Genomic DNA, 23,276 nt, shown 5'->3' on the forward strand with positions numbered 1-23,276 from the left:
ACCGGATGTCATCACGATCGCCCCTCCTGCACAGCGTGCCCGGTGACCCGGGCCGCCCGGCCGCTCACCGGACCCGCCCCCGGCTCGAGTCGGCGGCGGTCACCAGCCGCCGGACGGTGAGGAGGACCTCTCCCACCCGCAGCCCGGTGAGCTGGGCGACCCGTTCGGCGACGTCCCGCTGGATCCGCTCGCAGACACGCGGGATGTCGGTGGGGTAGGGCAGGTCCATGGTCAGATGCAGGCGCACCGATCCGGTACGGACGGCGGCGGAGGCGTGGGGTGCCGCAGGTCCGCCCCGATCGGGCGGTACCGCGGCGCGCCGCGCCTGCGCTGCGCGCGCGGCCTGCGCGGCGATACGGGCGACCACCCTGTCCGGGATGACGGTGGCGCCCCGCTCGGCCGGGGGCGGCAGCCCGGCGGCCGGCGCCGGCGGGCCCGACCCCTCGCCGGGGGAACCGGGCCGGGTCTTCACCGCTGCCTCCGTGTCCGGAGGTCCAGGTCGCCCTGTACGACGAGGCCGACGATCAGCCCCGCCGCGCCCAGGACCAGGACCAGCAAAAACGCCCAGAAGCCGCCGAAGTAGCCGGCGAAGCCGAGGGCCATGCCGGCCGCGAGTCCCGTCGTTGCTGTGTTCATCTCGCACTCACCCGTCTCGCGAGCGTCCCTCTCGCCGTGATCATCCGCTCGGGCCCGAGAACACGGCGGTGGTCCCGGCAGCGGTCATCTCACGCGGCCCTCGTCCGGTTCGGTCTGCTGCTCCTCGTCGTCGTGCAGGTGGACGTCGTCGACGGCGATGTTCACCTCCACGACCTCCAGGCCCGTCATCCGCTCCACGGCGCTGATGACATTGACGCGTACGCCGCCCGCGACGTCGACGATGGAGACGCCGTACTCGACGACGACGTCCAGGTCCACCGCGGCCTGCCGTTCCCCGACCTCGACCTTGACGCCGCGGGTGACCGCTCCGCCTCCGCCTGCGCCGGGGACGCGTTCCCGCATGGCTCCGAAGGCGCGGGCCATGCCCGCGCCCAGGCTGTGGATGCCCGGTACCTCGCGGGCGGCCATGCCCGCGATCTTGGCCACCACACCGTCCGCGATGGTGGTCCTGCCCCGTGTCTCGGCCGGAGCCCCGGCCCCGGTGCGGCCCTTGAGCGCGCTCACGCCCGCTTCGGGCCGGCTGCCCCCGCCGACGCTGGTGATGTTGTCCGTCATGGCGGTCGCCTCGATCGGTCGGCCGGACACCGGAATGGTGCCCGTCAAAGGTTGGACATACCGGGCGGCGTGTTCCTCACATGCCCGATGTGTGACATGCATCACAGCTCGGTTCAGGGGTACACGCTTGTTCCGAGCCTGCGTGGGAGCGCCATGATCGAACGCACTGCTTCCCCACGACTGGGGTGCGACCTGCCCGACCGTCTGCTGGCGGTGCGGGCGGCCGAGGGAGACGAGGACGCCTTCGCCGTTCTCGTCCAGCGGCACAGCCGGTCCCTCCTGACCCTGGCCCGTTGCATGCTGGGCAACCCCCAGGACGCAGAAGAGGCCGTTCAGGACGCCTTCGTCAGCGCCTGGCGCCACCTGCCGGAATACCGCCACAGGGCGGAGTTCCGCACCTGGATGTACCGGATCACCGTCAACCGCTGCCAGACCATGTGCCACCGCCGGCCGCCGCCCCTCCCCCTGGACACCGTCGCCGAACCCGCGGCGGGCGACGCGTGGAGCCAGCCCGCCCGGACCGCCGAGCAGGACGCGGCCACGGCCGCCCTGTCCCGCGCTCTCGCCGAGCTGGACGCCGGACAGCGGGTCTGCTGGATCCTGAGGGAGGTGCAGGGACTGCCCTACAAGGAGATAGCGCACGTGACGCGTACCGGCGAGCAGACGGTACGCGGCAGACTGTTCAGGGCACGCCGATCCCTGCAGGAGGCGATGGGCCCATGGCGCTAGACGACCCGCACACGCGGCCTCCCGAACCGCCCGGAGCCGACGGGCCCCGCAACGGCTGGGCCGCCGCCGACGTGCCCCCGATCGCAGGCGATGAGGTACTGCCCTGCGGCCGCCTGCTCAGCCGGGTCTGGGAACAGGCGCGGGACGCACCACCGGCCGCGGACCCGCACCCGGTGTCCTGTCCATACTGCCGAGAGGCGGTTGAGGGACTGGCCACGGTGAACGCGGCCGCCCGGACGCTGCGCGACGAGGACCCTCCGGGCCTGCACGCACTCGCCGACCGGGTCATGGACGTCGTCAGGGCAGAGGTCCGGTTCGGGCGGCTGCTGCCTCTGGCCGACCCCGACCGGGACCTGCGGATCGCCGAGAGCGCCGCGGCGAAGGTGCTGAGGCGGGCCGCGGACACGGTCCCCGGTGCCAGGGCCGCGACCTGCCGGCTCGTACCCGAGGGCAACGGCACCGACGTGCGGGTGACCATGACCCTGGCCGCCGCCCTCGACCGCCCGCTGCCCGACCGGGTCCACCAGGTACGCCGAACGGTCCTCCACTCGGCCGGACAGGACCTGGGGCTCACGGTGACAGCCGTCGACATCACCGTGGCCGACGTTCTGGAACCGGGGCCGACCCCAGGTCCCCGCCTCCCGACGGGCGGTGGCGCATGATGACCGCCACCGGCACCACCGCGCTCCTCGGCGTCGCGGCCGAGGCAGCCCTCGCGGTTCCTGGCGTGGCCGCCCTGCAACCCCGCCTCGCCCGGCGCCTCGCGGCAGCCGCCGCGCCCACCCGGGCGGACACCACGCCGCCGGAGGCCGGCATACGCGCCGACCGGGCGCCGGACGGTTCGGGATGGCACATCGAGGTGCGCTGCGTCCTGACGGAGGATCGGCGGGCGCTGGACATCGCCCGAAACGTCCACGACCGGGTGACAGACGCCCTCATCACCCACCTCGTCACCCACGCTGCCGCGGAGCCGGTCACCGTCGCGGTCACGGTGACCGGTATTGCCGCCTGGCGCGACGCGGCATGAGCGGCGGCGCGGGCACGGGCCCCGCGAACCGTCGTTCGGCAAGCAGCAGGTCGCCGACCGTGGGAGCACGCTGCTCCCGTCCGGAAGTCCTACATGGGCGGTCGCGGCTCAAGCCTCGATGCCGCCGACGATCCAGCCCTCGTGCGCGGTGACCGGCTGTGAGTTACGGGTACGCGGGGAGGCGGCCGACCACGGCAGCGGGAGAGATGAGGGTCGCATGCGTACTGTCCTCGGCAGCCGCCCGCCTCCCGCCATGCGCGACGGCCCACTGCGGGGCCGGGTCGCTGTGGTCACGGGGGCGGCGCGCGGCGTCGGCGAGGCACTGGTGCGGCGCCTGTCCGCGGAGGACATGCGGATCGCTCTGCTCGGTCGTGAGGAGGAGACGCTGTCCCAGGTGGCGGCGTCACTGGCCGTCATGACCGTCTGCATCGAGGCGGACGTGACCGATCAGGCCGCCCTCGACAGGGCTGCGCGGCAGGTCGAGGAGCGGCTCGGACCGGCCGGCGTCGTCGTGGCCAACGCCGGCATCGCCGTCGGCGGCCCCTTCACCCGCACCGAGGCCGAGCTGTGGCGACGCGTCGTCGACGTCAACCTGGTCGGGGCGGCGAACACCGCCAGGGCCTTCCTTCCCCAACTTACGCGGACCGGAGGTTACTTCCTCCAGATCGCCTCGACCGCCGCGTTCGGCTCCGCTCCGATGATGAGCACGTACTGCGCGTCCAAGGCAGGCGCGGAGTCCTTCGCCCTGGCGCTGCGCGGTGAGGTCGCCCCCGAGGGGGTCGCCGTCGGCATCGCCTACCTGCACTGGACCGGCACCGACATGATCGCCGGAATGGACGAGCACCCGGTGCTGAGAGTCCTCCGCCGACACCAGCCGCCCTTCGCTCGGCGGGTCCACAGTCCCGCACAGGTGGCCGACTGGCTCGCCACCGGCATCACACACCGTGCCCGGAGCATCTACGCGCCCCCGTGGCTGCGCTGGTGCCAGCCCTTGCGGCCGCTCTTCCCGTTCGTGGTCGGCCGCATCGCCCGACGCGAACTGCGGGAGGGATCGACCGACGAACTCGGGGCCGAGGCCGACGTGCTCGGGGCGGGCGGCCGTGCCGACTGGATGTCGGTCAGGCCCGAGACCTGACCCACGACGGGGGCCGGAGGCGTCCAGAGGGTGTCCGACAGGCCGTGCGACGTCCGCGCATGCTGCGATCGTAGAGCGAGAGCAGGCCGGACCGGCCGATCAGAACGCTCGGTAACACGCCGGAAGCAGGAGACTCGGCCCCGGGGAGACCGTAAGGACATGCCCGGGCCCCTGCCGTATACGGACGCGGTGCACTGCCCGGGGAGTGGTTTCCCAGGGCGGAAGCGGCCGTAGAGCCCCCAGGCGGGTAGGTGGTCGCCATGGACGAGGATGACGCGGACGCGGCGCTGCGAGCGGCGCTCGACCAGCTGGCGTTCGCCACCCGGAGCGCGGTGGCGCTGTCGAGCACGCTGGACGCGGTCGAGGGGCTCAGGCGTGTGTGCCGCGTGCTGGTGCCGGGACTGGCCGACTGGTCCGCGGCCGACCTGATGGACGAGGACGGCGCCGTCGAGCGGGTCTGTGTCTCGCACCGTGACCCCAATGCCGCCCTGACTGGCCTGACGGGACCGTTGCCGCCGGTGCCGGAGACGGCGACAGGCCCGCTGTCCCGGGTGCTTCGCGGCGCCGGCCCGCTGCTGTTGTCGGCCGGGCGGCTGCCGACCGCGCAGGAGGCGTCCGATCCGCTGCACACCGCATCCATGCAACCGTTCGCCCGACTCGGGGGAGACTCCGTGATCGTGGCCCCCTTGCGGGCACGCCGGCGAGTGCTGGGTGCGCTGACCCTGGTCCGGGGCGAGGGACACCCGCCGTGGGGCGAGGCGGACCTGGCGCTGGTCGAGGACCTGACCCACCGCATCGCGCTGGCCCTCGACAACGCCAGGCTCTACGCCGAGACCCAGGCCGTCGCCGAGCGCCTCCAGCGCTCCCTGCTGCCGGACCTGCCCGTCGTACCGGGTCTTCGCGTCACCGCCCGCTACTCCCCGGCGGCCGCCACCGCGCAGATCGGCGGTGACTGGTACGACAGCTTCGTCCTGCCGGAAAGCGGTGACACCACTTTGATCATCGGCGACGTCACCGGCCACGATCTGCATGCCGCCGTGACCATGAGCCAGATCCGGAACATGCTGCGTGGCATCGCCTGCGACCGCCGGGAGCCCCCCGGCATGATCCTGCGCCGCTTGGACCTCGCAGTCGACGCCCTCTACAGCCACCGCACCGCCACCTGCGTGTACGCACTGCTCAAGGGCCAGGAAGGAGGGCCGTACCAGCTGGAGTGGGCGAGTGCCGGACATCCACCACCCCTGCTGGTCACCGCGGACGGTGACACCACCTACCTCTGGGAAGCACACGGCCTGCTGCTGGGCGTCGACCCGCACGCCGAACGGCCCAGTGCCTGCCTGCCCCTGCCCGAGGGCAGCACCCTGCTGTTGTACACGGACGGCTTGATCGAACGGCGCGGCGAATCCATGGATCACGGCATGACCCGGCTCCGGCAGCGCGCTGCCGCCCTGGTCGGCCAGGACCTCGACGAGCTGAGCGACGAGCTGATGAACGGACTCGTGGCAGGGGCCCACGACGACATCGCCCTGCTCGCCCTGCGACTGTCACGGCCGGGCGACGGCGGCTCGCCCTGAGGCCACGCAATGCAGGCCGTACGCGATGATCCTGCGACCGTGACACCTAGGTGTGCGCGCCGGCAAGGAGACAACGCAAGAGCCCGGATCATGTACGGGGGCCTGCCGAGCAGCGAGGAGGGCGAGGCGGCCACCCGTGGGCCAGGAGATCGACACTCACGTCAGCACCCATCCGAGTCCGTCCGGCCAGGCGTCTTGCGGACGCGGTCAACCGCATCGCCGGGCCGGATGAGCGGACCGGCGGCTCGTTTCCCCACCGCGCCCGGGCCGGCGCTCCCCGGCTTCCGGGGCTCCGCCTGTCCGGCAGCACAAGCCCGACGGCTCCGCAGGGCGCGGTCCTCGGCGCGGGGCTGCGCCGCGCACTGGAGATCACCGAGACCGCCATGGGCCATGTGCGGCTCCCCGATGTTCCCGGCACGTGATCCTGGACGCAGACAGCCGCGCTTGTCACAGCGTCCCGCTGCTCGACGAGCGTGGTGCCTTGCTGGGAGCGATCTCGACGCATCACGCCCTGCCCATCGCCGGATTCACCCGCAGCCAGCTCGCGGCCCTGCGCGAAACCGCCGACGTGGCGGGCAGCTGGCTGGCATGACACCGACGCACCGTCATCCCGGACGCCATGGAGGATCTCCAGCGCACAGGTCCCAGGCGTACGGAGCGGCTGTTCGGCCCGCGCCGGCCTGCCGCCCGGTGCCGGTACGCGGCCTTGGCGGGCACCGGCCCGCGTACATACGGCTTCTCGCTCAGCGCATGACGCAGACGAGAACGGACCGGCTACGACGTTGTCCCGAGCGGCGTTCCGGTTTGGCCCCGGCGCTTCGTAGTGTGCGTGATGAGCGACCGCCGGAAAGTCTGGCGTGCGACGTTTTGGTCAGATGGGTGCGGGGACACGTTGAGCGGAGGTCGCGTCGCGTGCGGGTTCGGAAGTGAGCTGGCATTCAACTCGTCCGCCCGCCCTGCCGTCCGGCTCAGAACGCGGGCGGCAGAGCTGTGCTGCGTTCAGATGGACCGTGCGGTGGCCAGTGCCTTGTCCAGGGAGAGAGGCCTCCCCCCTGAGTGGTGGACGACGTGCTCGGTCACACCCTGGAGGTGGACGAGGCCCTCGCCCGGTTGAGCCGCAGCCTTGCTCCCCGCCTCGCCGACTGGGTCGCGGTGGACCCGCGGGTCGGCTCCCGTCAGGTGCACCGAGTTGCCGTGACCGGCCCGGAGAGCCGTGAAGCCCGGCAGGAGGACTGGCGCGGTCATCTGCCCCCGGTCGGGGAGGCGACCCACTCGCCCCTGGTCCAGGTACTGAACGGAGGCGCTCCCGTCCTTCAGAAGCGGGTGGACCTGGACGCACCGCCCGACTCCCCGCTGGCCACCGTGCACAGCGCCTTCCTGGGAGCGGCCGGTGCGGCATCCGTCTTCTGCTCGCCGACCACGGCGCCGCGCTCGGCGTCACCGAGGCTCGCGAGCGGCTGGAACTGCTGCGGGTCATCGGTATCGAGGAATGCCCCACGGAACGGGCCCGACGGCACGGTGAAGCGGCCGGCCATGGGACCCGGCTCGGCATTCGGCGGTCAGGTCGGCGGAGTGGCCGCCCCTGAACTGCGGGATTGCGGGCCGTCTGCGTTGCGGGTCCACGTCAGCCGGGACCGGTGGCCGCCAACGTACCGGCCGCGTGGTAGGCAGCGGGCGCGACGCTCGCTGAAACTCCCCACTCCGTTGAACGCCGGACCAAGTGGGGCGACAAGTAGCCCTGGCCGTTTTCAGGGCTCTGTCCGCAGTTTCGTGAATCCCCAGGTCAGCGGGAACGACGGGCACAGCGCCCACGGCGCGGTGAGGTTCTGTTCGGCAAAGAGGCGTTCCAGAGCAGCCCTGCGGCGCCCGCGTACGGCCACCTGGTCGTGTCGGTGCCCGCCAGGCGCAACAAGTCGAAGGCGACGAAGTGGGCGGGCCACTGCTCGGCGAGCCGGGCAGCGCCGGCACCGCGCCGCTGGAGGCGACCCTGGAGTCGCTCGAAGGCGAGCCTGCTGGATTTCCCGTACGACCAGCTCGCCGTCCAGGGCCATCGCGTCGGGCAGCTGGACCGCGCCCGGAACGAACCTCGGGGAAGGGGGGTGCGAGGTTCCTGTCCCTGCGCGAGCGCAACACCAAACGCCCGGCATCCAGAGAGAGCAGCGCTCTCCAGCCATCGTTCTCCAGACTCTGGCGTGTCTCCTAAGACATGGGCCCGTCGAGCCGCTTTTGTACAGAGCAGCCGTGGCGGCCCCGTCCGCGGGCGAATGCCGGAGCGTGACTGTTCACGGATTGACGCTCCCTGCGGTGATTACCAAGCTGGTGGGGGGTTGTGGAAGGGACTGCGGTCGTGAGTGGTGGACAGAGTGGGCTCACCCGATTGCTGACAGCAGCGGAGACAGCAGCGCCGGCGGACGCCGTCGACGTGATCGCGGAGGACCTGCTGCGGCGTTTCGAGGCCACGAAGGTCTCTTTCCTCATCGTGGACCTGACAGGGAAGGCCGTGGCTCGGCTGTCCACCGCCCCCACTCGGGGTGGGCGGCAGGCCGAGCGGATTCCCCTGTTCGGCAGTGTCTACGAGGAGGTGATCCGTACCCAGCGCCTGTATCAGGACGCGACCGGCGAGGGGCAGCGGGTGATCGTGCCCGTCACCAACCGCGGGGATACGATCGGGCTGCTGGAACTGCTCCTGCCGACCGGCCCTGGCGAGGACGTGCTCGACGCAGTCGGGGAAGCCGCCCACATCCTGGCCTACATCGTGATCGCCAACGGCCGCTTCACCGATCTCTACACCTGGGGCAAACGCTCCAGGCCCCCCACCCTGGCAGCTGAAATCCAGTACCAACTGCTGCCCCTGTCGCTGTCGTGCGAGGCCGCACAGTTCACCCTGTGCGGGAACCTGGAGCCCTCCGAGGACCTCAGCGGCGACACCTTCGACTACACCGTGGACCGCGACACCTTGCACCTGTCGGTGACCGATCCCATGGGCCACGACATGGATTCCGCCCTGGCCGCCACGGTCCTGGTGGGCGCCCTGCGCGGTGCCCGCCGGGCGGGCACCGGCCTGGCCGAACAGGCCCACCGGGCAGACCAGGCACTGATCGAACACGGCCACGGTCATGCCACCGGGCAGCTCCTGCGCATCAATCTCCATACCGGGCGGGCCCGGCTCGTCAACGCCGGTCATCCCTGGCCGCTGCGCATGCGCGACGGGGCTGTGGAGACGATCACCTGCGAGGTGGACCATCCCTTCGGGCTGTCTGAGCTTACTCCCCACCCGTACCGTGTGCAGGACCTCGACCTGCGGCCCGGTGACCGTCTGCTCATGTTCACCGACGGCATGCTCGAACGTCACGGAGAGAAGGTCGACCTGCCCGCCCTGCTGGCGCGCACCCGGAATCTGCACCCGAGGGAGACCGCGCTGGCGCTGACGTCCGCGGTCCGGGACGCCGCCGACGGCCGGCTCGAAGACGATGCCACCGCCGTCTGCCTGGACTGGCACGGCCCCCAGGAGACCCAGCGGCACGTCAGCACCGGCGCAGACACCCGGCAAGCCTCAGCCGCACGCACGAAGGACCAGTCGTGACCTGGGTGAACGGTGCCAACGCGAATGAGACATCACGAGGTGTCTGGAGAACCGTCCCACTTCTCCTCGGCGGCCCACCCATCGGGCGGCGCCGGGTCGGAGACGGGGGCCGCGAGCATCGGGTCCGGCAGCGCCCAAATGCGCCATGCCTAGGGCGCTCCTTCGTGCGGTGCTGCTGGTTCCCCGTTACTCGAGTAGGCCGAGTTCCGAAGCACTCGCCGGTGCTTTTGCCGAGTTGCTAGGCAGCCTCTTTGGCAGCCCGCGCCATGACTTGCGGACAACCGTGCACCAGAATGAGGGCTCGAAGCCGTTCGTGCGATGGCCGATGGAGGGCGACCGTAAGGCGGCCCAGACGGCTGTCTGTCATTGCCGGTCGCGAGTGGGCGGGGAGCCAACTCATTCTCAGCCTGCTCCGGCCAGGTTGGGCACTGGTTCGGGCGAAGCCATCCGGCTGTGGTCGGTGGGTGCCGATGCGCCGGGATGGATGGGACGGTTGCGCGATGCCGTCCCGGACGGGGGTCTGACTCTTGAGATATTTGACCGAAGTGTCCAGTCACGGACGTGTCGACTGTCGTTGCGGGATGGTTTCTGCTGTCACCGAGCCACGGGGCGTGTCCCAATAGGGGCCTTGCCGAGTTCCAGGCGCCATCACGGTTCAGACCGCCCGAGCGGGCCGGTGCCATCCGCCCAGCAGGTCACCACGCGGGAGGCCAAACACCATGACGACCAGACAGCACAGCACCTCCTCCAGCGCGGATCCTCCTGTTCGGGGCGAGGTCGTCCTGGGCGTGGACACGCACGGCGAGGTCCATGTCGCCGCCGTGGTGTCCTCGCTGGGGAAGGTTCTGGGTACCGAGTCCTTTCCGGCGACGGCGGCCGGCTACCGCCGGCTGCTCGTCTGGGCCCGCAAGCGGGGTACGGTGCGTCGGGCAGGTGTGGAGGGCACCGGCACCTTCGGCGCGGGTCTGTCCCGCTACCTGCTGGCGCAGCAGGTCGAGGTGTACGAAGTGAACCGCCCCGACCGCTCGGCCCGCCGGCTGCTGGGGAAGTCGGATCCGCTCGACGCACAGGCCGCCGCGCGAGCCGTGCTCAGTGGCCGCACCCGGGCCCGGGCCAAGTCCGGCGACGGTCCGGTGCACAGCGCCCGGATCTTCAAGCTCGCCAAGGACTCCGCGGTCAAGGCCCGTACCCAGGCGATCAACCAGCTCAAAGCCGTCCTGGTCATCGCCGATCCCGCCCTGCGGGAACGACTGTCCAGCCTGGGCAACCGCGAGCTGTTCCGCACCTGCGCACGCCTCGGCCCACCCGACGGTGGGGAAGACGAGGACGCGGTGACCCAAGCCACCCACCTGACGTTGCGCATGCTCGCCGAGCGCATCGAGCAGCTCACCGCTCAGATCGACGAGCTGAACCAGCGCCTGACCCCGCTCGTCGAACGCCACGCCCCGCAACTGCTCACGCCAGTGGGCATCGGCCCGGACAGCGCCGTCACTCTCCTGATCACCATGGGAGACAATCCCGAGCGACTGAACACTGAGGCGTCCTTTGCTGCCCTTTGCAGAGTCTTGCCGTGTTCCGGCTCGCTGTTCTCGAAGGCAGCGGTGACGACACGGGTGCGGCTGCAGACGTGCAGCAGAGGGCGGGTGACGTACAAGGCGGACGAGGGCTGTGGCCTTCGCGGGCGCGGATGCACCCGAGGCGAGGGAGTGCCCCATGGGTCTTTGCGTGATTGCGATTGGTCCGCCCAGCGCGTGAGGGCACCAAGCGCCAAGCCGGTGAGGCAAAGCCGCACACCCCTCCGACCCGAAGATCGTTACGGGGTAAGCCCTAGCCTCGATGGCACAAGGAGCGGGATCCCTGAGAAATGAGATCCCGCTCAGCATCTGCCTTGTCAGTGCTTGAAGACGTCCTTCGCCTTCTCCTTGGCCTGACGGGCCGCGCCCTTCGATTTCTTGGCCTGTCCTTCGGCTATCATCCGCTCGTTGCCCACGGTACGGCCGACCGCCTCCTTCGTCTTTCCCGTGGCCTCTTCCACCTTGCCCTTTGCTTTTTGCCCTCCGGCCATTTTTGTTCACTCTCCTAGGTCCGTGGGAAATCGTGCACCCGTCCCGAGTACCCCTTGTCGGGATGTGAAACGGGGTGGGGGAGTAGTCAGTCTCTGGACGAACAGGTGGGAGAAGTGTTCCGAGCGGGCCGAGGTCCAGATTGAGGCCCTTCATGGTCAGGCCGTAGCTGGCGCGCAGGTCGGACATGCGGTCGTGGAGGAGCAAGAAAGCGGCCCCGGTGGACGGCCGCTACGGACATAGGGGTGTCGACGGCGGGTTCTGGTGATGACCGACCCCGAAGGCGCGGGCAAACGGAACAGACGCCGTATGCAGACGGCGTTTCCGCCATGCCGTCCCGCGTAATCAAGAACGCGGGTGCCCGAGAAGCGGCAACCGACGGTCAAGAGGTGTCTTCGGTCGGGAACTCGGGCTCGTCTCCATCCTTGGCCTTGGCCCGGACATCTCGCGGTGTGGGCGCGGTGACGGTCCGCTGCTCCGCGGACCGTTGCCTCGTCTCGTCGTCTACCAGAGGTGCGTCTTTGTCACCAAGGGTGTTCATGAGGTTCCCTCTCTCGGGTTTCGGGTCGCAGGCTGTGTCGCTCACTTGGACGCAGTTGAAGGGGCCTATGCCTTGTGCTGCATGGCGCGGCGTGCGGGGTTACACTGTTCCGCCGCCTTCGGGTCCTTTTCGTCGGACTTTGCTTGCACGCCGTCGGTGATGCGCTTGCCGATTGGTTTCGTTGATGTTCGACCGGCACGTCAAGATGTGTTCGAGATGCCGGGCTGACCCCAGTCGTCTATGAGGCGCGGGTCTCGCCGCCCGCTTCCCAACCGGGCGGGGCTCTTCACCGGAGCGCCGGCTCGCAGCGGCGCAGCACTCCTGGCCGGCACGCACCGCACATCGGGCAGACAGACTGGCGTCGGTTGTGGCCCACTCGGGACCCACAACGCGAGTGAGCCCGAGCAGCAGAGTCAAACGTCGTCCGGACACGGGTCCTCTTGGATGCATGCCGACCTTGACCTGTCCGGCCAAGCGCCCCGCCGCCCCTGGGCCGCTGCTCGCCGAAATTCGACCAGCAGCTCAAGGATCTCCCGGGGAACACGGCCGCACCCTTCAGCACTACCGGACCGCTCACGAGATCGACATGTTGAGTGCGGGTCACCAGGCCATCACCGAACAGCTGCGCAGCGCCATGATGCACCACCGGTCGCTGTTCGACGAACTTCTCCTCGACGGTGGCCAGACCCCCACTCCACGGCCTGACACCCGACAGGAACCGATGGACACGGAGTCGACATGCAACGGCGACGACTCACCGCACACGGCTGACACCGGGCTGTGCACCGAGGACCTCGTGTGGCCTCGCGACACTGACGTAGCACCGGACACCACCTCGCCGGCCGCCGCCGGTCTACCCCGGAGAGGGCGACGGGAAATCCGGCCTGAACGGCATCGAACAGGCGACCTTCATCCCGCAAGCGTCAGCGGTCTCTTCGTCGGCCAGAGAGGGGAGAAAGCCGCGACCGCCGTCGCCACTACCGGTAGCCCGCACCCAGTCAGACCGGGGGCAGGGGGCGACGTTTGCGCATGCCGTGCCGGGCAACCCGTGAACAGGCAACGCACGAGAGAAGATGAAGTGCTGTGACCGCGCAGAAGCCGCTCGTTCGCAGGGCCGAAATGGGCTGGCCGAGGGCCTGTCGCTTCCGGGCAGGGCTGTGCGGACCTGCGTCGTCGTGGCGTACGCCAGTGCCGTGCCCGCCACACACGAGCGGCGGAGTGAAACGTCGTCAGGGGCGAGGACTATGGCGGCACCTACGCGGGCTTCTGACCCGAACACACTGTCCGCCGGGGAGGTCGGCCCTGTGCGGTGGCCACCACGTCCCGGGCCAGACGGTGCAGTTTGGATTGGTGTTTTGGGAGGCCGTGACTTCCCATGCCTCGTCGGAGTTCAGCGCGAAGGACGCCATGAGGATTGCGCGGGCCGGGTCTGTGTCCGGCCCGGTCCGCACCGCACGCCGCAGCTGTACGACCTCGACCTGCAAAGGCCAGTCGTCCACGCTCGGCCGTGCGGCACATCGACCGTTCCCGTGGAAGGGGTCCCTCCATGGCTGTCCACCATCAGTTGATCCGGCGTCCCCCGTACGCGGTATGGGCGGTCCTGGCAGAGCCCGCCTGTTATGGGGAATGGGTGGTGGGGCCCTCCCAGTCCGTGCCGCTCGATCAGACCTGGCCCGCTGTCGGATCCAGGCTCGGCTACACCGTGCGGCTGGGGCCCTGGTCGGCCAACGGGGTGACGACCGTCCGCCACCAGGAATCCGGAAAAGAGCTGGAGCTGGAAGCTTCGTTCAAGCAGCTGGGCACTGCGAGGATCTTCCTCCAGCTCAGGCCGTGGGGCGATGAGGAAACCCTCGTCATCTGTGACGAGCACCCCCTGCGCGGCCTGGGAGGCACCCTCCACAACGCGGCGAGTGAAGCGTTGCTCCAGCTGCGGCACCGGGGCATGTTGGGCCGCCTGGCCAGGCTCACGGAACAGGATCCCGTCGAGCAGGATCAAGCCGGGGCCCGACATGCCTGACGCGGTGGTGATCGGCGCCGGGCCCAACGGGTTGGTGGCGGCCAATGTGCTGGCGGATGCCGGGTGGAGCGTGGAAGTCCTGGAGGCGCAGCAGGAGCCTGGAGGCGCCGTGCGCAGCGATCGTGGTGTCCATCCCGACTACATTTCTGATCTTTTCAGCGCCTTCTACCCGCTGGCCGCCGTGTCCCCGGTCCTGGCCTGCCTGGATCTCGCCGCGGAGGGACTGCGATGGAGCCATGCTCCGTGTGTGCTGGCCCACCCGCTGAGGGACGGGAGATGCGCCGTGCTGGAGCGTCGCGTGCAGGAGACCGCATTGGGGCTGGAGGAGTTCGCGTCGGGTGACGGTGATGCCTGGCGGGACATGTACGAGGCGTGGGGCCGTGTCGGGCAGGACTTGGTGCAGGTCATGTTCACGCCCTTCCCGCCGGTCCGCTCTGGGCTCCGCCTGGCGGTGAAACTCCGGGCTGCGGGCGGGCTGCGGCTGGCCCGGAAGCTGGCCCTGCCGGTGCGCCGACTGGGCGATGAGGAGTTCCGGGGCGAGGGGGGACGGCTTCTGCTGGCCGGGAACGCCTTGCACGCCGACCTGGCCCCGGAGGCGGTGGGCAGCGGAGGATTCGGCTGGCTGATGTCGATGCTCGGACAGAGCCACGGCTTCCCGGTGCCCGTCGGCGGGGCGGGCGCCCTGACCGCGGCGCTCGTGAGCCGACTGGAGCACCGGGACGGCGCTCTGCGGTGCGGGGAGCGCGCCGTGTCCGTCGTCGTACGGGGCGGCAGGGCGGTGGGCGTCCGGACGGCTGGTGGCGAGACCGTCAGCGCGCGCCGCGCCGTGCTCGCGGACACGTCGGCACCGGCCCTGTACCGGGAGCTTGTGGGCGAGGAACACCTGCCGTCCCGCCTCTTGCGGGATCTGGAGCGCTTCCAGTGGGATTTCGCGACCTTCAAGGTCGACTGGGCGCTGACCGGACCGGTGCCGTGGACGGCTCCGCGAGCCGCCGACGCGGGGACGGTCCACGTGGCCGACGGCATCGACAGCCTGACCCGGTTCGCCTCGCAGCTCGCCATGGGACAGGTCCCCGACGAGCCGTTCGCCCTCCTCGGACAGATGACGACGGCGGATCCCAGCCGCTCACCCGTCGGCACGGAATCGGCGTGGTCCTACACCCACGTCCCGCAGCGCATCACTTCCGACGCCGGTCCCGACCGCATCACCGGCGGCTGGGACGCCCGCGAACAGGAAGCCATGGCGGACCGCATCGAGGCCCAGGTGGAGCGGTTCGCGCCTGGCTTCCGTACCCGGGTCCTCGCTCGCCGGATCCTGGCCCCCACCACCCTCCAGGCCATGAACGAGAACCTCCACAACGGCGCCATCAACAACGGCACCACCGCCCTGCACCAACAGGCCGTCTTCCGTCCCGTACCCGGCACCGGCCGACCCGAGACCCCTGTCAAGGGCCTGTACCTCGCCTCCGCGGCCGCCCACCCGGGCGGAGGAGTCCACGGAGCTCCAGGAGCGAACGCCGCCCGAGCCGCGCTACGGCCCTACGGACTGCACACCCTCCTCCACCGTGCACAACGGCTCTGAACCGTCTGGCGGCACGATTCCTGGCGTGGAGGTGATGGGTGGTTCGGGGCGCCGCTTCGGTATCCGGAACCACCAGGTCAGACTGCGTACGACCGCACTGCGGCCATACGCTGGGATGCGAGCGTCCAACAACACCAGCCGACTCTCGGGGCAGGTCGCGCCGAGGGGAATCGCTTGGCTCGGTCCGCATCAGCGCTCGTTCCCGTCGGCCTCCTCGTCATATTCGCCCTCCGGCTCCTCTTCCTCGTACTCCTCCTCCTCTTCTTCTTCGTCGGACGCCTCGCCGTCGTCTTCTTCGTCGTACTCCTCCTGGTCCTCGTCCTCCCCTGCCGCTTCCTCCTCTTCCAGTGCCTCCTCGTGGCTGCGGACCACCTCGCCGTCGCGGATCTCTCCGCGCCAGCCCTCGACTTCCTCGTCGGCGAACGTGACGTAGCGCTGGAAGTTCTTGAAGTCCAGCCGCAAACGGCGGCCTTGGGCGCGCCACAGGTTGCCGGTCTTCTCGAAGAAGCCCGAGGGGTAGTACTCGACGACGAGCACGATGCGCGTCAGGTCGGGCGTGAGTTCGTGGAAGCTGACACAGCCGTGGGTGGTGCCTTTCGCGCCCTCGGAACTCCATACGATGCGCTCGTCTGGCACCTGCTCCTCAACTGATGCCTTCCAGCCCCGAGTCGACGGACCGACCTTCACCTTCCAGGTGCTGGTGACCTCGTCGTTCTTGGACACACTGCGTACGCCCTTGGTGAAGCTGCTGAACTCCTCGTACTGGGTCCAGTAGTTGTACGCCGTGCGGATCGGGACACCCACGTCGAGCACTTCGATGATGTTCATGACCTTGGTGCTGCCGGCCTTGCCGCCGCCCCCTCCGCCGAAGATGCCCTTGACCTTGCCCATCACGTTGTCCTTGAGCCCCTTGGCCTTCTGACCCACGAATGCCTTCAGCGGGGAGTCGCCCTGGAGCATCCGACCGCCGACGCCGGCGAGTGTTCCCCCGTTCTCGGCCGCGTCGAGAAGGTGGTCGGTGACATCCCCCAACTTGTCCCCTGCCTTGTCGGCGAGATGTCCCACCTGAGCACCGAGGTAGTTGACGAGTTGTTCGCGCAGCAGGTCCAGACCCGAACTTTCTTCGTGGTCGGTGTCACGCACGTTGCCGGCCATGACCTACCTCCGCCGTGCGGTCGTCTTCTTGGCAGAACTCTTCCGTGCCGGGGCCGTCTTTCTGGCCGGGGCCTTCTTCGCCGAAGTCTTCTTGGCGGTGGGCCTCTTCACAGCGGCCTTCTTGGCGGGAGGCGGAGACTTCTTCGCAGTCTTCTTCGCCGCTGCCTTCCTGGCGGGGGGCCTGTGTGCTGCGGTCTTCTTCGCCGGGGCCGCCTTCCTTCCAGGAGCAGCCTTCTTGGCGGCCGCCTTACGGGGAGCGGGGGCGTCCGGGCGCTTCCTCGCCGCGGTTCCCGTCCGCCGACGGTGACGCTGTGGCGGTTCCTCCTCGGCCTCTTCCTCAGCTTCTTCCTCTTCGGGTTCCTCTTCCTCGGGTTCTTCCTCCAGTTCGTCCTCCGGCTCTTCTTCCTCCGGTTCCTCCTCCCCCTCTTCCTCTTCCTCCTCGTAACGCCCCTCGCCTTCCTCCGGCTCCTCCTCGTACTCCTCTTCTTCCTCTTCGTCCTTTTCCTGGCCTATGCGTTGCGTCCGCTCGCGGAGCGAGTCGGCGAGGTCGGTGAGGCGCCGATCGGCAGCGGCTGCCAGGGCTTGGCGGCCGGCGCCCAGCAGCTCGCCGCGCACCTGCTCGTTCAACTCGGCAATCCCCGGAACATCACCGATCTTGCGGAGTCCGGTCGTCAGCAGCTGCTGAGGGTCGAGACCAAAGCGGCGACCGGCAAGGTAAGTTGCCACGGTGAAGGCAAGGCGCGCCTTCTTCGTACGTCCGAGCACATAGCCCCCTGCGACGGCGGCGGCGAGGCCGACCTTGGTCGTGTTGTCCATGAGCGATTCCCTTCTGAAAGGGCAGGTGAAAACGCCCGCGTCCGGACCAATGCCCTGGTCCCGAACCCGCGATGGAGACAGAAGGCGGATCGCACTCACAACCCGCTGTGTCACAGACACACCCTGCGACCACCGGGCAGGCCACCGCAAAGCAATCCACGCTAGGGCGTTATGTGTCTCTATATGATGCAATTATAGGGTTGTGGGTGGAATGTGGCGCCCGCTCCGACCACCGGAGAGACCATGGCCGCACCAGAACCCCGAAGGCGATCCAGCAGTCGAAGCCGCGGCTCCGACGGGGACAGCACGAGTTCCCGCCGCCGCTCCGGCAAGGGCAACGCCGGCTGGGCCATACGCTCCGCCGTCGGACAACTTCAGGAGTTGCTCGGACGTGCTCCCGAGTCCGTCTCGGCGGTGAAACCGACCGAAACCGGTTGGGAAGCCGATGTCGAGGTACTCGAATTGGAACGCGTCCCCGAAACCACCAGCGTGATGGCCACCTATCGAGTGACCCTCGACGAGGAAGGCGATCTGGTGGGATACGAACGGAAGCGTCGCTATACGCGTGGCCAAATCGACCGGCGGGGCTGAGACAGCGCAGCTGGTGTGAAGGGAGGCACCATGACAGTGGTGCCGCAGAGTGGAGGCGGTGTCGCCCGCGGTGGCGGCAGCAGTAGCCTCTACGACGTTCTGGAACTCATTCTCGATCGCGGGCTCGTCATCGACGTGTTCGTCCGCGTGTCGCTGGTGGGAATCGAAATCCTCAAGATCGACATTCGCATCGTCGTGGCCAGCGTCGACACCTATCTGCGTTTCGCCGAGGCGTGCAACCGCCTTGACCTCGAATCCGGGAGGAAGGCGCCCGCCCAGTTGACCGACATCGTCGGAGACACGGTCGAGAGCGGAGCCAAAGGCAAGTCCAAGGGGGCCCTCTCCGGCGCGGCGGAAGCGGTCACCGATTCCCTCAAGGGGATCACCGGCCGTGACGACGCCGAAGAAGCCGAAGAGGAAGAGCCCGAGGAAGAACACGAGGGCAAGGAAAGGGAACCCGTGGAGAGGCGACGGCGGCCGGTTCGGCGTACCTCCCGACGTGAGCGCGAATGAGGCTCGCCGCGCGAGAAGGAATGAGCCATGGCCGTATACATCTACTCCATCACCGGCAAGCAGCATCGGCTCCGCCTCGACGGTCTCAACGGCGTCGGTGAACCTCCGGCGGATTTGCGGACAGTGACGGCCGGGCCGCTGTGTGCTGTGGTCAGCGACGCGCCAGAGGATCTTCGCCCCAAGCGCCGCGACGTCATCGCGCACCAGGAGGTACAGGAGCGCCTCATGGCCGACGGCACCGTGCTCCCCATGCGGTTCGGCCTCATCGCCGAGAACGACGAGGCCGTCCTGGGGGCCCTGGAGCAGAATGCCGCGGACTACACGGCCCGGCTTCAGGAACTGGAGGGGTGCAGCGAATACCACCTCAAAGCGTCGCAGGACGAGGACGCGCTGCTGCGGCAGATCCTGCGGGAGTCGGACGTGGCACGAGCGCTCAATGACGAGATCCGCGGCGGCACCGCCGCCCCCGACGCGTCGCTGCGACTCGGTGAGCTGGTCACCCACGAGGTACAGGCGCGGCAGGAGGCGCTGGCGGCTGGTGTGGTCGAAGCACTGCGCCCCTTCGCCCGGACGCTTGAATCAACCCAGCCGACGGGTTCGGATTTTCTCAACGTGTCGTTCCTGGTGACCGATGACCGGGAAGAGGCGTTCCTCGCCACGGAGTTGAGCGTCGCCCATCAGATGGGCGACGACGTCGACTTCCGGCTCAACGGCCCCCTGCCCCCCTACAGCTTCGTCTGAAGGAGTTCTCATGGGCTTGTTCACCCAGATCGTCACCTTCCCCCTGGCCCCCCTGCGCGGCGTCGTATGGGTCGCGGAGCGGGTCCGGGAGGAAGCCGAGAGCCAGTACTACGACCCCGCACCGGTGCACCGCGAACTCGCCGAACTCGAAAGTCTCCTCGTCGCGGGGGACATCGATGAGGAGACGTTCGACCGGCGCGAGGACGAACTGCTCGACCGGCTGGAGGAGATCCGCGCCTACCGGGAGGGCTCACGCGCCTGATCGGGCACGAGGGAATACGAGGCCGCAACCGTGACTGAACCCCTGGCCAACAGGCTTGGTTCCTACCCGTCCCGAGCGGCGCCGCCCTACGGGCAGGGTTCCTCCGCCAATCTCGCCGACATCCTTGAACGGGTGCTCGACAAGGGCATCGTCATCGCGGGCGACATACAGATCAACCTTCTCGACATCGAGCTGTTGACCATAAAACTGCGCCTCCTGGTCGCCTCCGTCGACAAGGCGAAGGAAATGGGCATCGACTGGTGGGAGCACGATCCCGCGCTCTCCTCCCGGGCCAGCGGTGAACGGTCACTGGTCGAGGAGAACCGCCGGTTGCGGGCCGAGATCGATGCTCTCCGTCAGGGCGAAGCCCTCCCCATGGAGGAGGAAGCGCCCCGGGTCACGGGCGGCCGTCGCCAGGGGCGTGCTCGCGATGAGTGACGTGCTGACCTACGCGTATGCGGTGGTACGCGTCGCCGAGGGATTGCAGGAGGCGGCCGCTCCGCTGCGGGGCGTCGCCGGCGCCCCGGTCGGCCTCGTCACCGACACCGGCGACGATCAGATGGGGCTTGTGGTAAGTCATGTGCCGGCGCAGGACTTCAGGGAGGACGCCCTCAAGCGGCATCTCGAGGATCTGGAATGGCTGGAGGCGGTGGCCCGAGCCCACCACGGCGTCATCGAGGCCCTGGCCGAGTGCACCACCGTCCTTCCCCTGCGCCTGGCGACCGTCTACCTCGACGACCAGCGGGCCCGGGAGGTCCTGGAAGCCGGGTGGACCGTGTTCGCCGAGCGCCTGGCGCGGCTCTCCGAACATGTCGAATGGGGGGTCAAGATCTATGTCGAGCCGTCCGCGGTCCCCGCGGCCCCGGCCGTTCCGGCTGCAGACCTGACGCCCGGGCGCGCCTATCTGCGGAACCGCCGGCAGCAGCAAAGTGTGCGCGACACCGTCTACCAGGCCGCGCAGAAGGCCGCCGAGCGGGTGGAGGCCGCTGGCCGCAAGCACGCCTCCGACCGGGTCCGGCACCGCGTACAACAGGGTTTTCTCGCCGAAGTGGCCGGCAGCGCTGCCGGTGCCGGTGCCGGCGAGAACGTGGTCAACGACGCCTACCTCGTGCCCCTGAAGCGTTGCGACGACTTCCTGGCCGACGTGACGCGCGCCGCTGAGGGGCTGGACGGGGTACGGATCGAGGCCACCGGCCCCTGGGCTCCGTACTCCTTCGCCATGCCACCCGGCGAAGCAGGCGGCGCTGCGGATGGAGCGCCCCCGTGAGCACGCCTGGCCCGCCACCCGAAGCGGAGCGCCTGCCCCAGCGGCAGGTCGCTCTCATCGACCTGCTGGACCGGCTGCTGACCGGTGGGGTCGTCCTCACCGGTGACGTCGTGTTGTCCATCGCGGACATCGATCTGGTACGCGTCTCACTGCGTGCCCTGATCGTTTCCGTCAGCGAGCAGAACCCCTCCCCATGGACGAGCACCAGCCCGCTGCGAGGCGGCGACCATGACAGCTGAGGGTGAGAGCCGGCCGCCGTGCCGCGCCGACGAAGTCGCGGAGGCCGCCGCCCGTGCCTTCCGGCTGCTGCCCGCCGCCCCACGCGACCTGGACCCGCTGGCCGGAAAGGGCCCACGTTTCCCGGCTCGGCGGATCAGCTCCGACCGCGACACCGTCGAACGGGACCTCCTCAGGCTCGTCCTCACCCTTGTGGAACTGCTGCGCCAACTCATGGAACGACAGGCCCTGCATCGCGTCGACCAAGGAGACCTCACCGACGAGCAGGAAGAACGCCTGGGCGCGACACTCATGCTCCTCCACGACCGCATGAGCGACTTGTGCACCCAGTACGGACTGACCATGGAGGACCTCAACCTGGACCTCGGGCCGCTGGGCACGTTGCTTCCGCCCTCCGACTGAACTCCCGGCCGTATGCGGCAACACCGCTGTCCACGCGGTGGATCGAGGGTGTCGAGGACGTGCCACAGCTCACTCGGTGCCCGCCGAGGGGCCGAAACGAGACAGCGCCTGAGCCGACCGGGGTCGAGTCGGGCGCTGTACGACAGGTCAGAGGCGTACCCACGGCTACCCGCACCGTGTGGGTCGGTCACCAGTAGTGGCGTCGACCGGCGACGGCGTGTCCCATCGAGCCGAGGATCCACAGGACGGCGCCGACGACCAGCAGGATGATCCCGATGGTCCACAAGATGGATATCCCGGTGAGGAAGCCGACGACGAGCAGAATGATGCCTAGGACGATCATGATCTCTCCCTTGGGGAGTGGTGTCGGTACCCCTGTGAACTGCGAGAGAGCGCAAGGGCGGTGGACACGGGGATGGTCGGTCTCCTCCTTACTCCGCGCGGTGCGGTTTGTGGCCTGCGACCTGCAGGCGGACCTCGGTGGGCATGCCAGGGATGCCGGTGGACCGACGGGCGGTTCGGAGCGGGCCCTCGGACAGGACATCGAGGACGGTGCCGGGGGACGCCTGAGGGGTGAGAGTGAGTGCGACGCGGGTGCGGGGGTGGGCAGGGCGGCCGGTGATGCGTACGGCCGCGTGCTCGACCGCCGGCAGGGCGCCGGCTTCGGTCGCGATCGCGTCGCTGAGCGCGCTGTCGCGCAGCTCGACGCCCTCCTGCGGGGGTGTGCCGCCGACGGGCAGTGCTCCGGGGTGGCGTCGGCGAAGTTGGGCGAGCAGCCACCACAGGGCGAGCAGGGCGGTGAGGACGAGGGCGGCGATGACCGCGGGCCACCACCAGCCCTGGCTGCTCCAGCGGGCCCGGTCGGCGGAGCCGAGCAGGACGTCGTCCGGGGTGGTCAGGGGCCAGCCGGTGGGCGGGACCAGATCGTGTCGCCGGTAGATGTCGAGCCCGGCGAAAAGGATCAGCAGACCGCCGCCGAGCAGTACCAGTCCGGCGAGGGCCAGAAGACTGCGGTTGAGTACGGGTCGCGGCGTCATGGTGCGTGCTCCGGTCCAGGGGGTTCTCGCTCAGTGGGTGCGTTGCCGCACTCGTACGACGATGTGGGGAGGGCGGACGAGGGCGAGCTGGTCGCGCTCGTGGTCAAGGGCGGCGGTGAGGTCGTCCTTCACCTGGTGGGGGTCGCGGAAACGGACGTCCGCGCGGGCTTTGACGCGGTGGCGGCGCACCCGGACGCGGGCCTTACTGACCCCGGGTACCCGCATGGCGGCGTCGCGCAGCACATCGGCGGCGCCGTCTCGGTCCAGGCAGGCCCGCAGCCCGGGCGCGGGGGAGCGCAGGGGCAGCCAGTGGCGTAGGCCGGGAGTGAGTGCCAGCACGAGCAGCCAGATGCCGACGGCGGCGGCCACGGAGCCTCCCGTGAGCATCCAGATGTCGTCCACGGGACGAGTGGCCAGTTCGTCGGCCAGGTGCCGGCGCCATGCTGCCGCAGGGCGTCCCGCCCGTACGGCGACGACGTCGATCAGCGCCGCGCCCGCCGCCACGAGAACCACCGAGGCGACCAGTGCGGCCGGAATGCGGCGCGCGGACCACGGTCGGTGCGCCCGGTGCCCTCTGTCGTCATCACCGGCCTTGAGCTTCGAGCTGGACACGCTGCGTTCGGTTGGATCGGGCTCCTTCGTCAGCGGCACTGTGGCACGGTGCGCGGACGGCGCGGAGCCGGGGTCGGGAGGACCGGAATCGGGTGTCATCGTGATCCCGTTACCTTCTTCGTGGCCCCGCAATGGGGCTCCCGGCCTCCGGGCCCGGCATGACTGAGATCCCCAGTCGAT

At 69.5% G+C, this 23,276-nt stretch carries 28 protein-coding genes and 2 pseudogenes; 18 read left to right on the plus strand and 12 right to left on the minus strand.

Features of this window, described 5'->3' with window-relative positions; translation table 11 throughout:
- Positions 1-64 precede the first annotated feature (64 nt).
- The 3 genes from LE548_RS38830 to LE548_RS38840 form a co-directional block, all read right to left on the minus strand.
- Complete coding sequence (locus LE548_RS38830) at positions 65-472, minus strand: Asp23/Gls24 family envelope stress response protein (protein ID WP_225101754.1); 408 nt, start codon at positions 470-472, stop codon at positions 65-67.
- Positions 469-636 carry a hypothetical protein gene (locus tag LE548_RS38835; RefSeq protein ID WP_030645371.1) on the minus strand — a complete coding sequence of 56 codons (168 nt, stop codon included), beginning with the start codon at positions 634-636 and terminating at the stop codon, positions 469-471. Before LE548_RS38835 ends, LE548_RS38830 begins: the two co-directional genes overlap by 4 nt.
- A gap of 84 nt (positions 637-720) precedes the next feature.
- Positions 721-1,212, minus strand: a complete 492-nt coding sequence (locus tag LE548_RS38840) for an Asp23/Gls24 family envelope stress response protein (protein WP_225101755.1) — start codon at positions 1,210-1,212, stop codon at positions 721-723.
- A 153-nt stretch (positions 1,213-1,365) separates the two neighbouring features.
- On the opposite strand from LE548_RS38840, the gene LE548_RS38845 reads away from it, so the two are divergent.
- The 6 genes and pseudogenes from LE548_RS38845 to LE548_RS38870 form a co-directional block, all read left to right on the plus strand.
- Positions 1,366-1,941, plus strand: a complete 576-nt coding sequence (locus LE548_RS38845) for an RNA polymerase sigma factor (RefSeq protein WP_225101756.1) — start codon at positions 1,366-1,368, stop codon at positions 1,939-1,941.
- Positions 1,932-2,603 carry a hypothetical protein gene (locus tag LE548_RS38850; protein ID WP_225101757.1) on the plus strand — a complete coding sequence of 224 codons (672 nt, stop codon included), beginning with the start codon at positions 1,932-1,934 and terminating at the stop codon, positions 2,601-2,603. Before LE548_RS38845 ends, LE548_RS38850 begins: the two co-directional genes overlap by 10 nt.
- On the plus strand, positions 2,603-2,968 hold the full coding sequence (locus LE548_RS38855) for a hypothetical protein (RefSeq protein ID WP_225101758.1): 366 nt from the start codon (positions 2,603-2,605) through the stop codon (positions 2,966-2,968). The genes LE548_RS38850 and LE548_RS38855 overlap by 1 nt, the downstream gene beginning before the upstream one ends.
- 217 nt (positions 2,969-3,185) lie before the next feature.
- On the plus strand, positions 3,186-4,103 hold the full coding sequence (locus LE548_RS38860) for an SDR family oxidoreductase (protein WP_225101759.1): 918 nt from the start codon (positions 3,186-3,188) through the stop codon (positions 4,101-4,103).
- Positions 4,104-4,363: 260 nt separating this feature from the next.
- Positions 4,364-5,677 carry a PP2C family protein-serine/threonine phosphatase gene (locus LE548_RS38865; protein ID WP_225101760.1) on the plus strand — a complete coding sequence of 438 codons (1,314 nt, stop codon included), beginning with the start codon at positions 4,364-4,366 and terminating at the stop codon, positions 5,675-5,677.
- A 370-nt stretch (positions 5,678-6,047) separates the two neighbouring features.
- Positions 6,048-6,269, plus strand: a pseudogene (locus tag LE548_RS38870) (GAF domain-containing protein); the annotation flags it as partial.
- Positions 6,270-6,676: 407 nt separating this feature from the next.
- Here the strand turns inward: LE548_RS38870 and LE548_RS38875 are convergent.
- On the minus strand, positions 6,677-6,922 hold the full coding sequence (locus LE548_RS38875; protein ID WP_225101762.1) for a hypothetical protein: 246 nt from the start codon (positions 6,920-6,922) through the stop codon (positions 6,677-6,679).
- A 68-nt stretch (positions 6,923-6,990) separates the two neighbouring features.
- On the minus strand, positions 6,991-7,212 hold the full coding sequence (locus tag LE548_RS38880; protein WP_225101763.1) for a DUF5309 domain-containing protein: 222 nt from the start codon (positions 7,210-7,212) through the stop codon (positions 6,991-6,993).
- 812 nt (positions 7,213-8,024) lie between these two features.
- Between LE548_RS38880 and LE548_RS38885 the strand changes: the two genes are divergently transcribed.
- Together LE548_RS38885 and LE548_RS38890 are read left to right on the plus strand one after the other, a co-directional pair.
- Positions 8,025-9,260 carry a PP2C family protein-serine/threonine phosphatase gene (locus LE548_RS38885; protein WP_225101764.1) on the plus strand — a complete coding sequence of 412 codons (1,236 nt, stop codon included), beginning with the start codon at positions 8,025-8,027 and terminating at the stop codon, positions 9,258-9,260.
- A gap of 788 nt (positions 9,261-10,048) precedes the next feature.
- On the plus strand, positions 10,049-11,128 hold the full coding sequence (locus tag LE548_RS38890) for a transposase (protein ID WP_308030990.1): 1,080 nt from the start codon (positions 10,049-10,051) through the stop codon (positions 11,126-11,128).
- A gap of 23 nt (positions 11,129-11,151) precedes the next feature.
- Here the strand turns inward: LE548_RS38890 and LE548_RS38895 are convergent, their stop codons facing one another.
- Positions 11,152-11,325 (minus strand): CsbD family protein, encoded by a 174-nt coding sequence (locus LE548_RS38895; RefSeq protein WP_225101766.1) that lies wholly within the window; start codon positions 11,323-11,325, stop codon positions 11,152-11,154.
- 103 nt (positions 11,326-11,428) lie between these two features.
- Positions 11,429-11,542 (minus strand): annotated as a pseudogene (gene gvpK, locus LE548_RS38900) (gas vesicle protein GvpK); the annotation flags it as partial.
- A gap of 1,868 nt (positions 11,543-13,410) precedes the next feature.
- Here gvpK and LE548_RS38910 point away from each other — a divergent pair.
- Complete coding sequence (locus LE548_RS38910) at positions 13,411-13,881, plus strand: SRPBCC family protein (RefSeq protein ID WP_225101767.1); 471 nt, start codon at positions 13,411-13,413, stop codon at positions 13,879-13,881.
- Positions 13,874-15,463 (plus strand): NAD(P)/FAD-dependent oxidoreductase, encoded by a 1,590-nt coding sequence (locus LE548_RS38915; protein WP_225101768.1) that lies wholly within the window; start codon positions 13,874-13,876, stop codon positions 15,461-15,463. Before LE548_RS38910 ends, LE548_RS38915 begins: the two co-directional genes overlap by 8 nt.
- Positions 15,464-15,652: 189 nt before the next feature.
- Here LE548_RS38915 and LE548_RS38920 read toward each other — a convergent pair whose 3' ends face one another.
- Complete coding sequence (locus LE548_RS38920; protein ID WP_225101769.1) at positions 15,653-16,618, minus strand: SRPBCC family protein; 966 nt, start codon at positions 16,616-16,618, stop codon at positions 15,653-15,655.
- A 3-nt stretch (positions 16,619-16,621) separates the two neighbouring features.
- A complete protein-coding gene (locus LE548_RS38925; RefSeq protein ID WP_225101770.1) occupies positions 16,622-17,434 on the minus strand; it encodes a histone protein in 813 nt (270 codons plus the stop codon).
- Between the two features lie 243 nt (positions 17,435-17,677).
- Between LE548_RS38925 and LE548_RS38930 the strand changes: the two genes are divergently transcribed.
- The 8 genes from LE548_RS38930 to LE548_RS38965 are packed head-to-tail and all read left to right on the plus strand — an operon-like array spanning position 17,678 to position 21,447.
- Positions 17,678-18,025 (plus strand): gas vesicle protein, encoded by a 348-nt coding sequence (locus tag LE548_RS38930; RefSeq protein WP_225101771.1) that lies wholly within the window; start codon positions 17,678-17,680, stop codon positions 18,023-18,025.
- A gap of 30 nt (positions 18,026-18,055) precedes the next feature.
- The gene (locus tag LE548_RS38935) at positions 18,056-18,538 is read left to right on the plus strand and encodes a gas vesicle structural protein GvpA (protein WP_225101772.1); all 483 of its coding nucleotides are present in this window, start codon (positions 18,056-18,058) and stop codon (positions 18,536-18,538) included.
- Positions 18,539-18,565: 27 nt separating this feature from the next.
- Complete coding sequence (locus LE548_RS38940; RefSeq protein WP_225101773.1) at positions 18,566-19,279, plus strand: GvpL/GvpF family gas vesicle protein; 714 nt, start codon at positions 18,566-18,568, stop codon at positions 19,277-19,279.
- A 10-nt stretch (positions 19,280-19,289) separates the two neighbouring features.
- Positions 19,290-19,541 carry a gas vesicle protein GvpG gene (locus LE548_RS38945; protein ID WP_225101774.1) on the plus strand — a complete coding sequence of 84 codons (252 nt, stop codon included), beginning with the start codon at positions 19,290-19,292 and terminating at the stop codon, positions 19,539-19,541.
- 30 nt (positions 19,542-19,571) lie between these two features.
- A complete protein-coding gene (locus tag LE548_RS38950) occupies positions 19,572-19,979 on the plus strand; it encodes a gas vesicle protein (protein WP_225101775.1) in 408 nt (135 codons plus the stop codon).
- Complete coding sequence (locus LE548_RS38955; RefSeq protein ID WP_225101776.1) at positions 19,972-20,808, plus strand: GvpL/GvpF family gas vesicle protein; 837 nt, start codon at positions 19,972-19,974, stop codon at positions 20,806-20,808. The genes LE548_RS38950 and LE548_RS38955 overlap by 8 nt, the downstream gene beginning before the upstream one ends.
- Positions 20,805-21,047 carry a gas vesicle protein gene (locus LE548_RS38960; protein ID WP_225101777.1) on the plus strand — a complete coding sequence of 81 codons (243 nt, stop codon included), beginning with the start codon at positions 20,805-20,807 and terminating at the stop codon, positions 21,045-21,047. The genes LE548_RS38955 and LE548_RS38960 overlap by 4 nt, the downstream gene beginning before the upstream one ends.
- Positions 21,037-21,447: a gas vesicle protein K gene (locus tag LE548_RS38965; protein ID WP_225101778.1), complete on the plus strand. Its 411-nt coding sequence runs from the start codon at positions 21,037-21,039 to the stop codon at positions 21,445-21,447. Before LE548_RS38960 ends, LE548_RS38965 begins: the two co-directional genes overlap by 11 nt.
- Before the next feature lie 187 nt (positions 21,448-21,634).
- On the opposite strand, the gene LE548_RS38970 is transcribed toward LE548_RS38965, so the two are convergent.
- From LE548_RS38970 to LE548_RS38980, 3 genes are all read right to left on the minus strand, one after another.
- Positions 21,635-21,790, minus strand: coding sequence for a DUF6131 family protein (locus LE548_RS38970; RefSeq protein ID WP_099053098.1), 156 nt, complete (start codon positions 21,788-21,790; stop codon positions 21,635-21,637).
- Between the two features lie 88 nt (positions 21,791-21,878).
- The gene (locus LE548_RS38975; RefSeq protein WP_225101779.1) at positions 21,879-22,484 is read right to left on the minus strand and encodes an alkaline shock response membrane anchor protein AmaP; all 606 of its coding nucleotides are present in this window, start codon (positions 22,482-22,484) and stop codon (positions 21,879-21,881) included.
- A 30-nt stretch (positions 22,485-22,514) separates the two neighbouring features.
- On the minus strand, positions 22,515-23,096 hold the full coding sequence (locus tag LE548_RS38980) for a DUF6286 domain-containing protein (RefSeq protein ID WP_225101780.1): 582 nt from the start codon (positions 23,094-23,096) through the stop codon (positions 22,515-22,517).
- Between the last annotated feature and the right edge of the window lie 180 nt (positions 23,097-23,276).

Source organism: Streptomyces sp. CoH27 (assembly GCF_020181035.1).
GTDB lineage: Bacteria > Actinomycetota > Actinomycetes > Streptomycetales > Streptomycetaceae > Streptomyces > Streptomyces camelliae.

Bases quoted from the DNA above. Each gene is read 5' to 3' on its own strand.
- LE548_RS38915 (WP_225101768.1), top strand. From the start codon at position 13,874: ATGCCTGACGCGGTGGTGATCGGCGCCGGGCCCAACGGGTTGGTGGCG.
- LE548_RS38970 (WP_099053098.1), bottom strand. From the start codon at position 21,790: ATGATCGTCCTAGGCATCATTCTGCTCGTCGTCGGCTTCCTCACCGGG.
- LE548_RS38945 (WP_225101774.1), top strand. From the start codon at position 19,290: ATGGGCTTGTTCACCCAGATCGTCACCTTCCCCCTGGCCCCCCTGCGC.
- LE548_RS38835 (WP_030645371.1), bottom strand. From the start codon at position 636: ATGAACACAGCAACGACGGGACTCGCGGCCGGCATGGCCCTCGGCTTC.
- LE548_RS38965 (WP_225101778.1), top strand. From the start codon at position 21,037: ATGACAGCTGAGGGTGAGAGCCGGCCGCCGTGCCGCGCCGACGAAGTC.
- LE548_RS38930 (WP_225101771.1), top strand. From the start codon at position 17,678: ATGGCCGCACCAGAACCCCGAAGGCGATCCAGCAGTCGAAGCCGCGGC.
- LE548_RS38925 (WP_225101770.1), bottom strand. From the start codon at position 17,434: ATGGACAACACGACCAAGGTCGGCCTCGCCGCCGCCGTCGCAGGGGGC.
- LE548_RS38860 (WP_225101759.1), top strand. From the start codon at position 3,186: ATGCGTACTGTCCTCGGCAGCCGCCCGCCTCCCGCCATGCGCGACGGC.
- LE548_RS38910 (WP_225101767.1), top strand. From the start codon at position 13,411: ATGGCTGTCCACCATCAGTTGATCCGGCGTCCCCCGTACGCGGTATGG.
- LE548_RS38955 (WP_225101776.1), top strand. From the start codon at position 19,972: ATGAGTGACGTGCTGACCTACGCGTATGCGGTGGTACGCGTCGCCGAG.
- LE548_RS38940 (WP_225101773.1), top strand. From the start codon at position 18,566: ATGGCCGTATACATCTACTCCATCACCGGCAAGCAGCATCGGCTCCGC.
- LE548_RS38895 (WP_225101766.1), bottom strand. From the start codon at position 11,325: ATGGCCGGAGGGCAAAAAGCAAAGGGCAAGGTGGAAGAGGCCACGGGA.
- LE548_RS38855 (WP_225101758.1), top strand. From the start codon at position 2,603: ATGACCGCCACCGGCACCACCGCGCTCCTCGGCGTCGCGGCCGAGGCA.
- LE548_RS38865 (WP_225101760.1), top strand. From the start codon at position 4,364: ATGGACGAGGATGACGCGGACGCGGCGCTGCGAGCGGCGCTCGACCAG.
- LE548_RS38920 (WP_225101769.1), bottom strand. From the start codon at position 16,618: ATGGCCGGCAACGTGCGTGACACCGACCACGAAGAAAGTTCGGGTCTG.
- LE548_RS38875 (WP_225101762.1), bottom strand. From the start codon at position 6,922: ATGACCGCGCCAGTCCTCCTGCCGGGCTTCACGGCTCTCCGGGCCGGT.
- LE548_RS38850 (WP_225101757.1), top strand. From the start codon at position 1,932: ATGGCGCTAGACGACCCGCACACGCGGCCTCCCGAACCGCCCGGAGCC.
- LE548_RS38975 (WP_225101779.1), bottom strand. From the start codon at position 22,484: ATGACGCCGCGACCCGTACTCAACCGCAGTCTTCTGGCCCTCGCCGGA.
- LE548_RS38845 (WP_225101756.1), top strand. From the start codon at position 1,366: ATGATCGAACGCACTGCTTCCCCACGACTGGGGTGCGACCTGCCCGAC.
- LE548_RS38880 (WP_225101763.1), bottom strand. From the start codon at position 7,212: ATGGCCGGCCGCTTCACCGTGCCGTCGGGCCCGTTCCGTGGGGCATTC.
- LE548_RS38840 (WP_225101755.1), bottom strand. From the start codon at position 1,212: ATGACGGACAACATCACCAGCGTCGGCGGGGGCAGCCGGCCCGAAGCG.
- LE548_RS38935 (WP_225101772.1), top strand. From the start codon at position 18,056: ATGACAGTGGTGCCGCAGAGTGGAGGCGGTGTCGCCCGCGGTGGCGGC.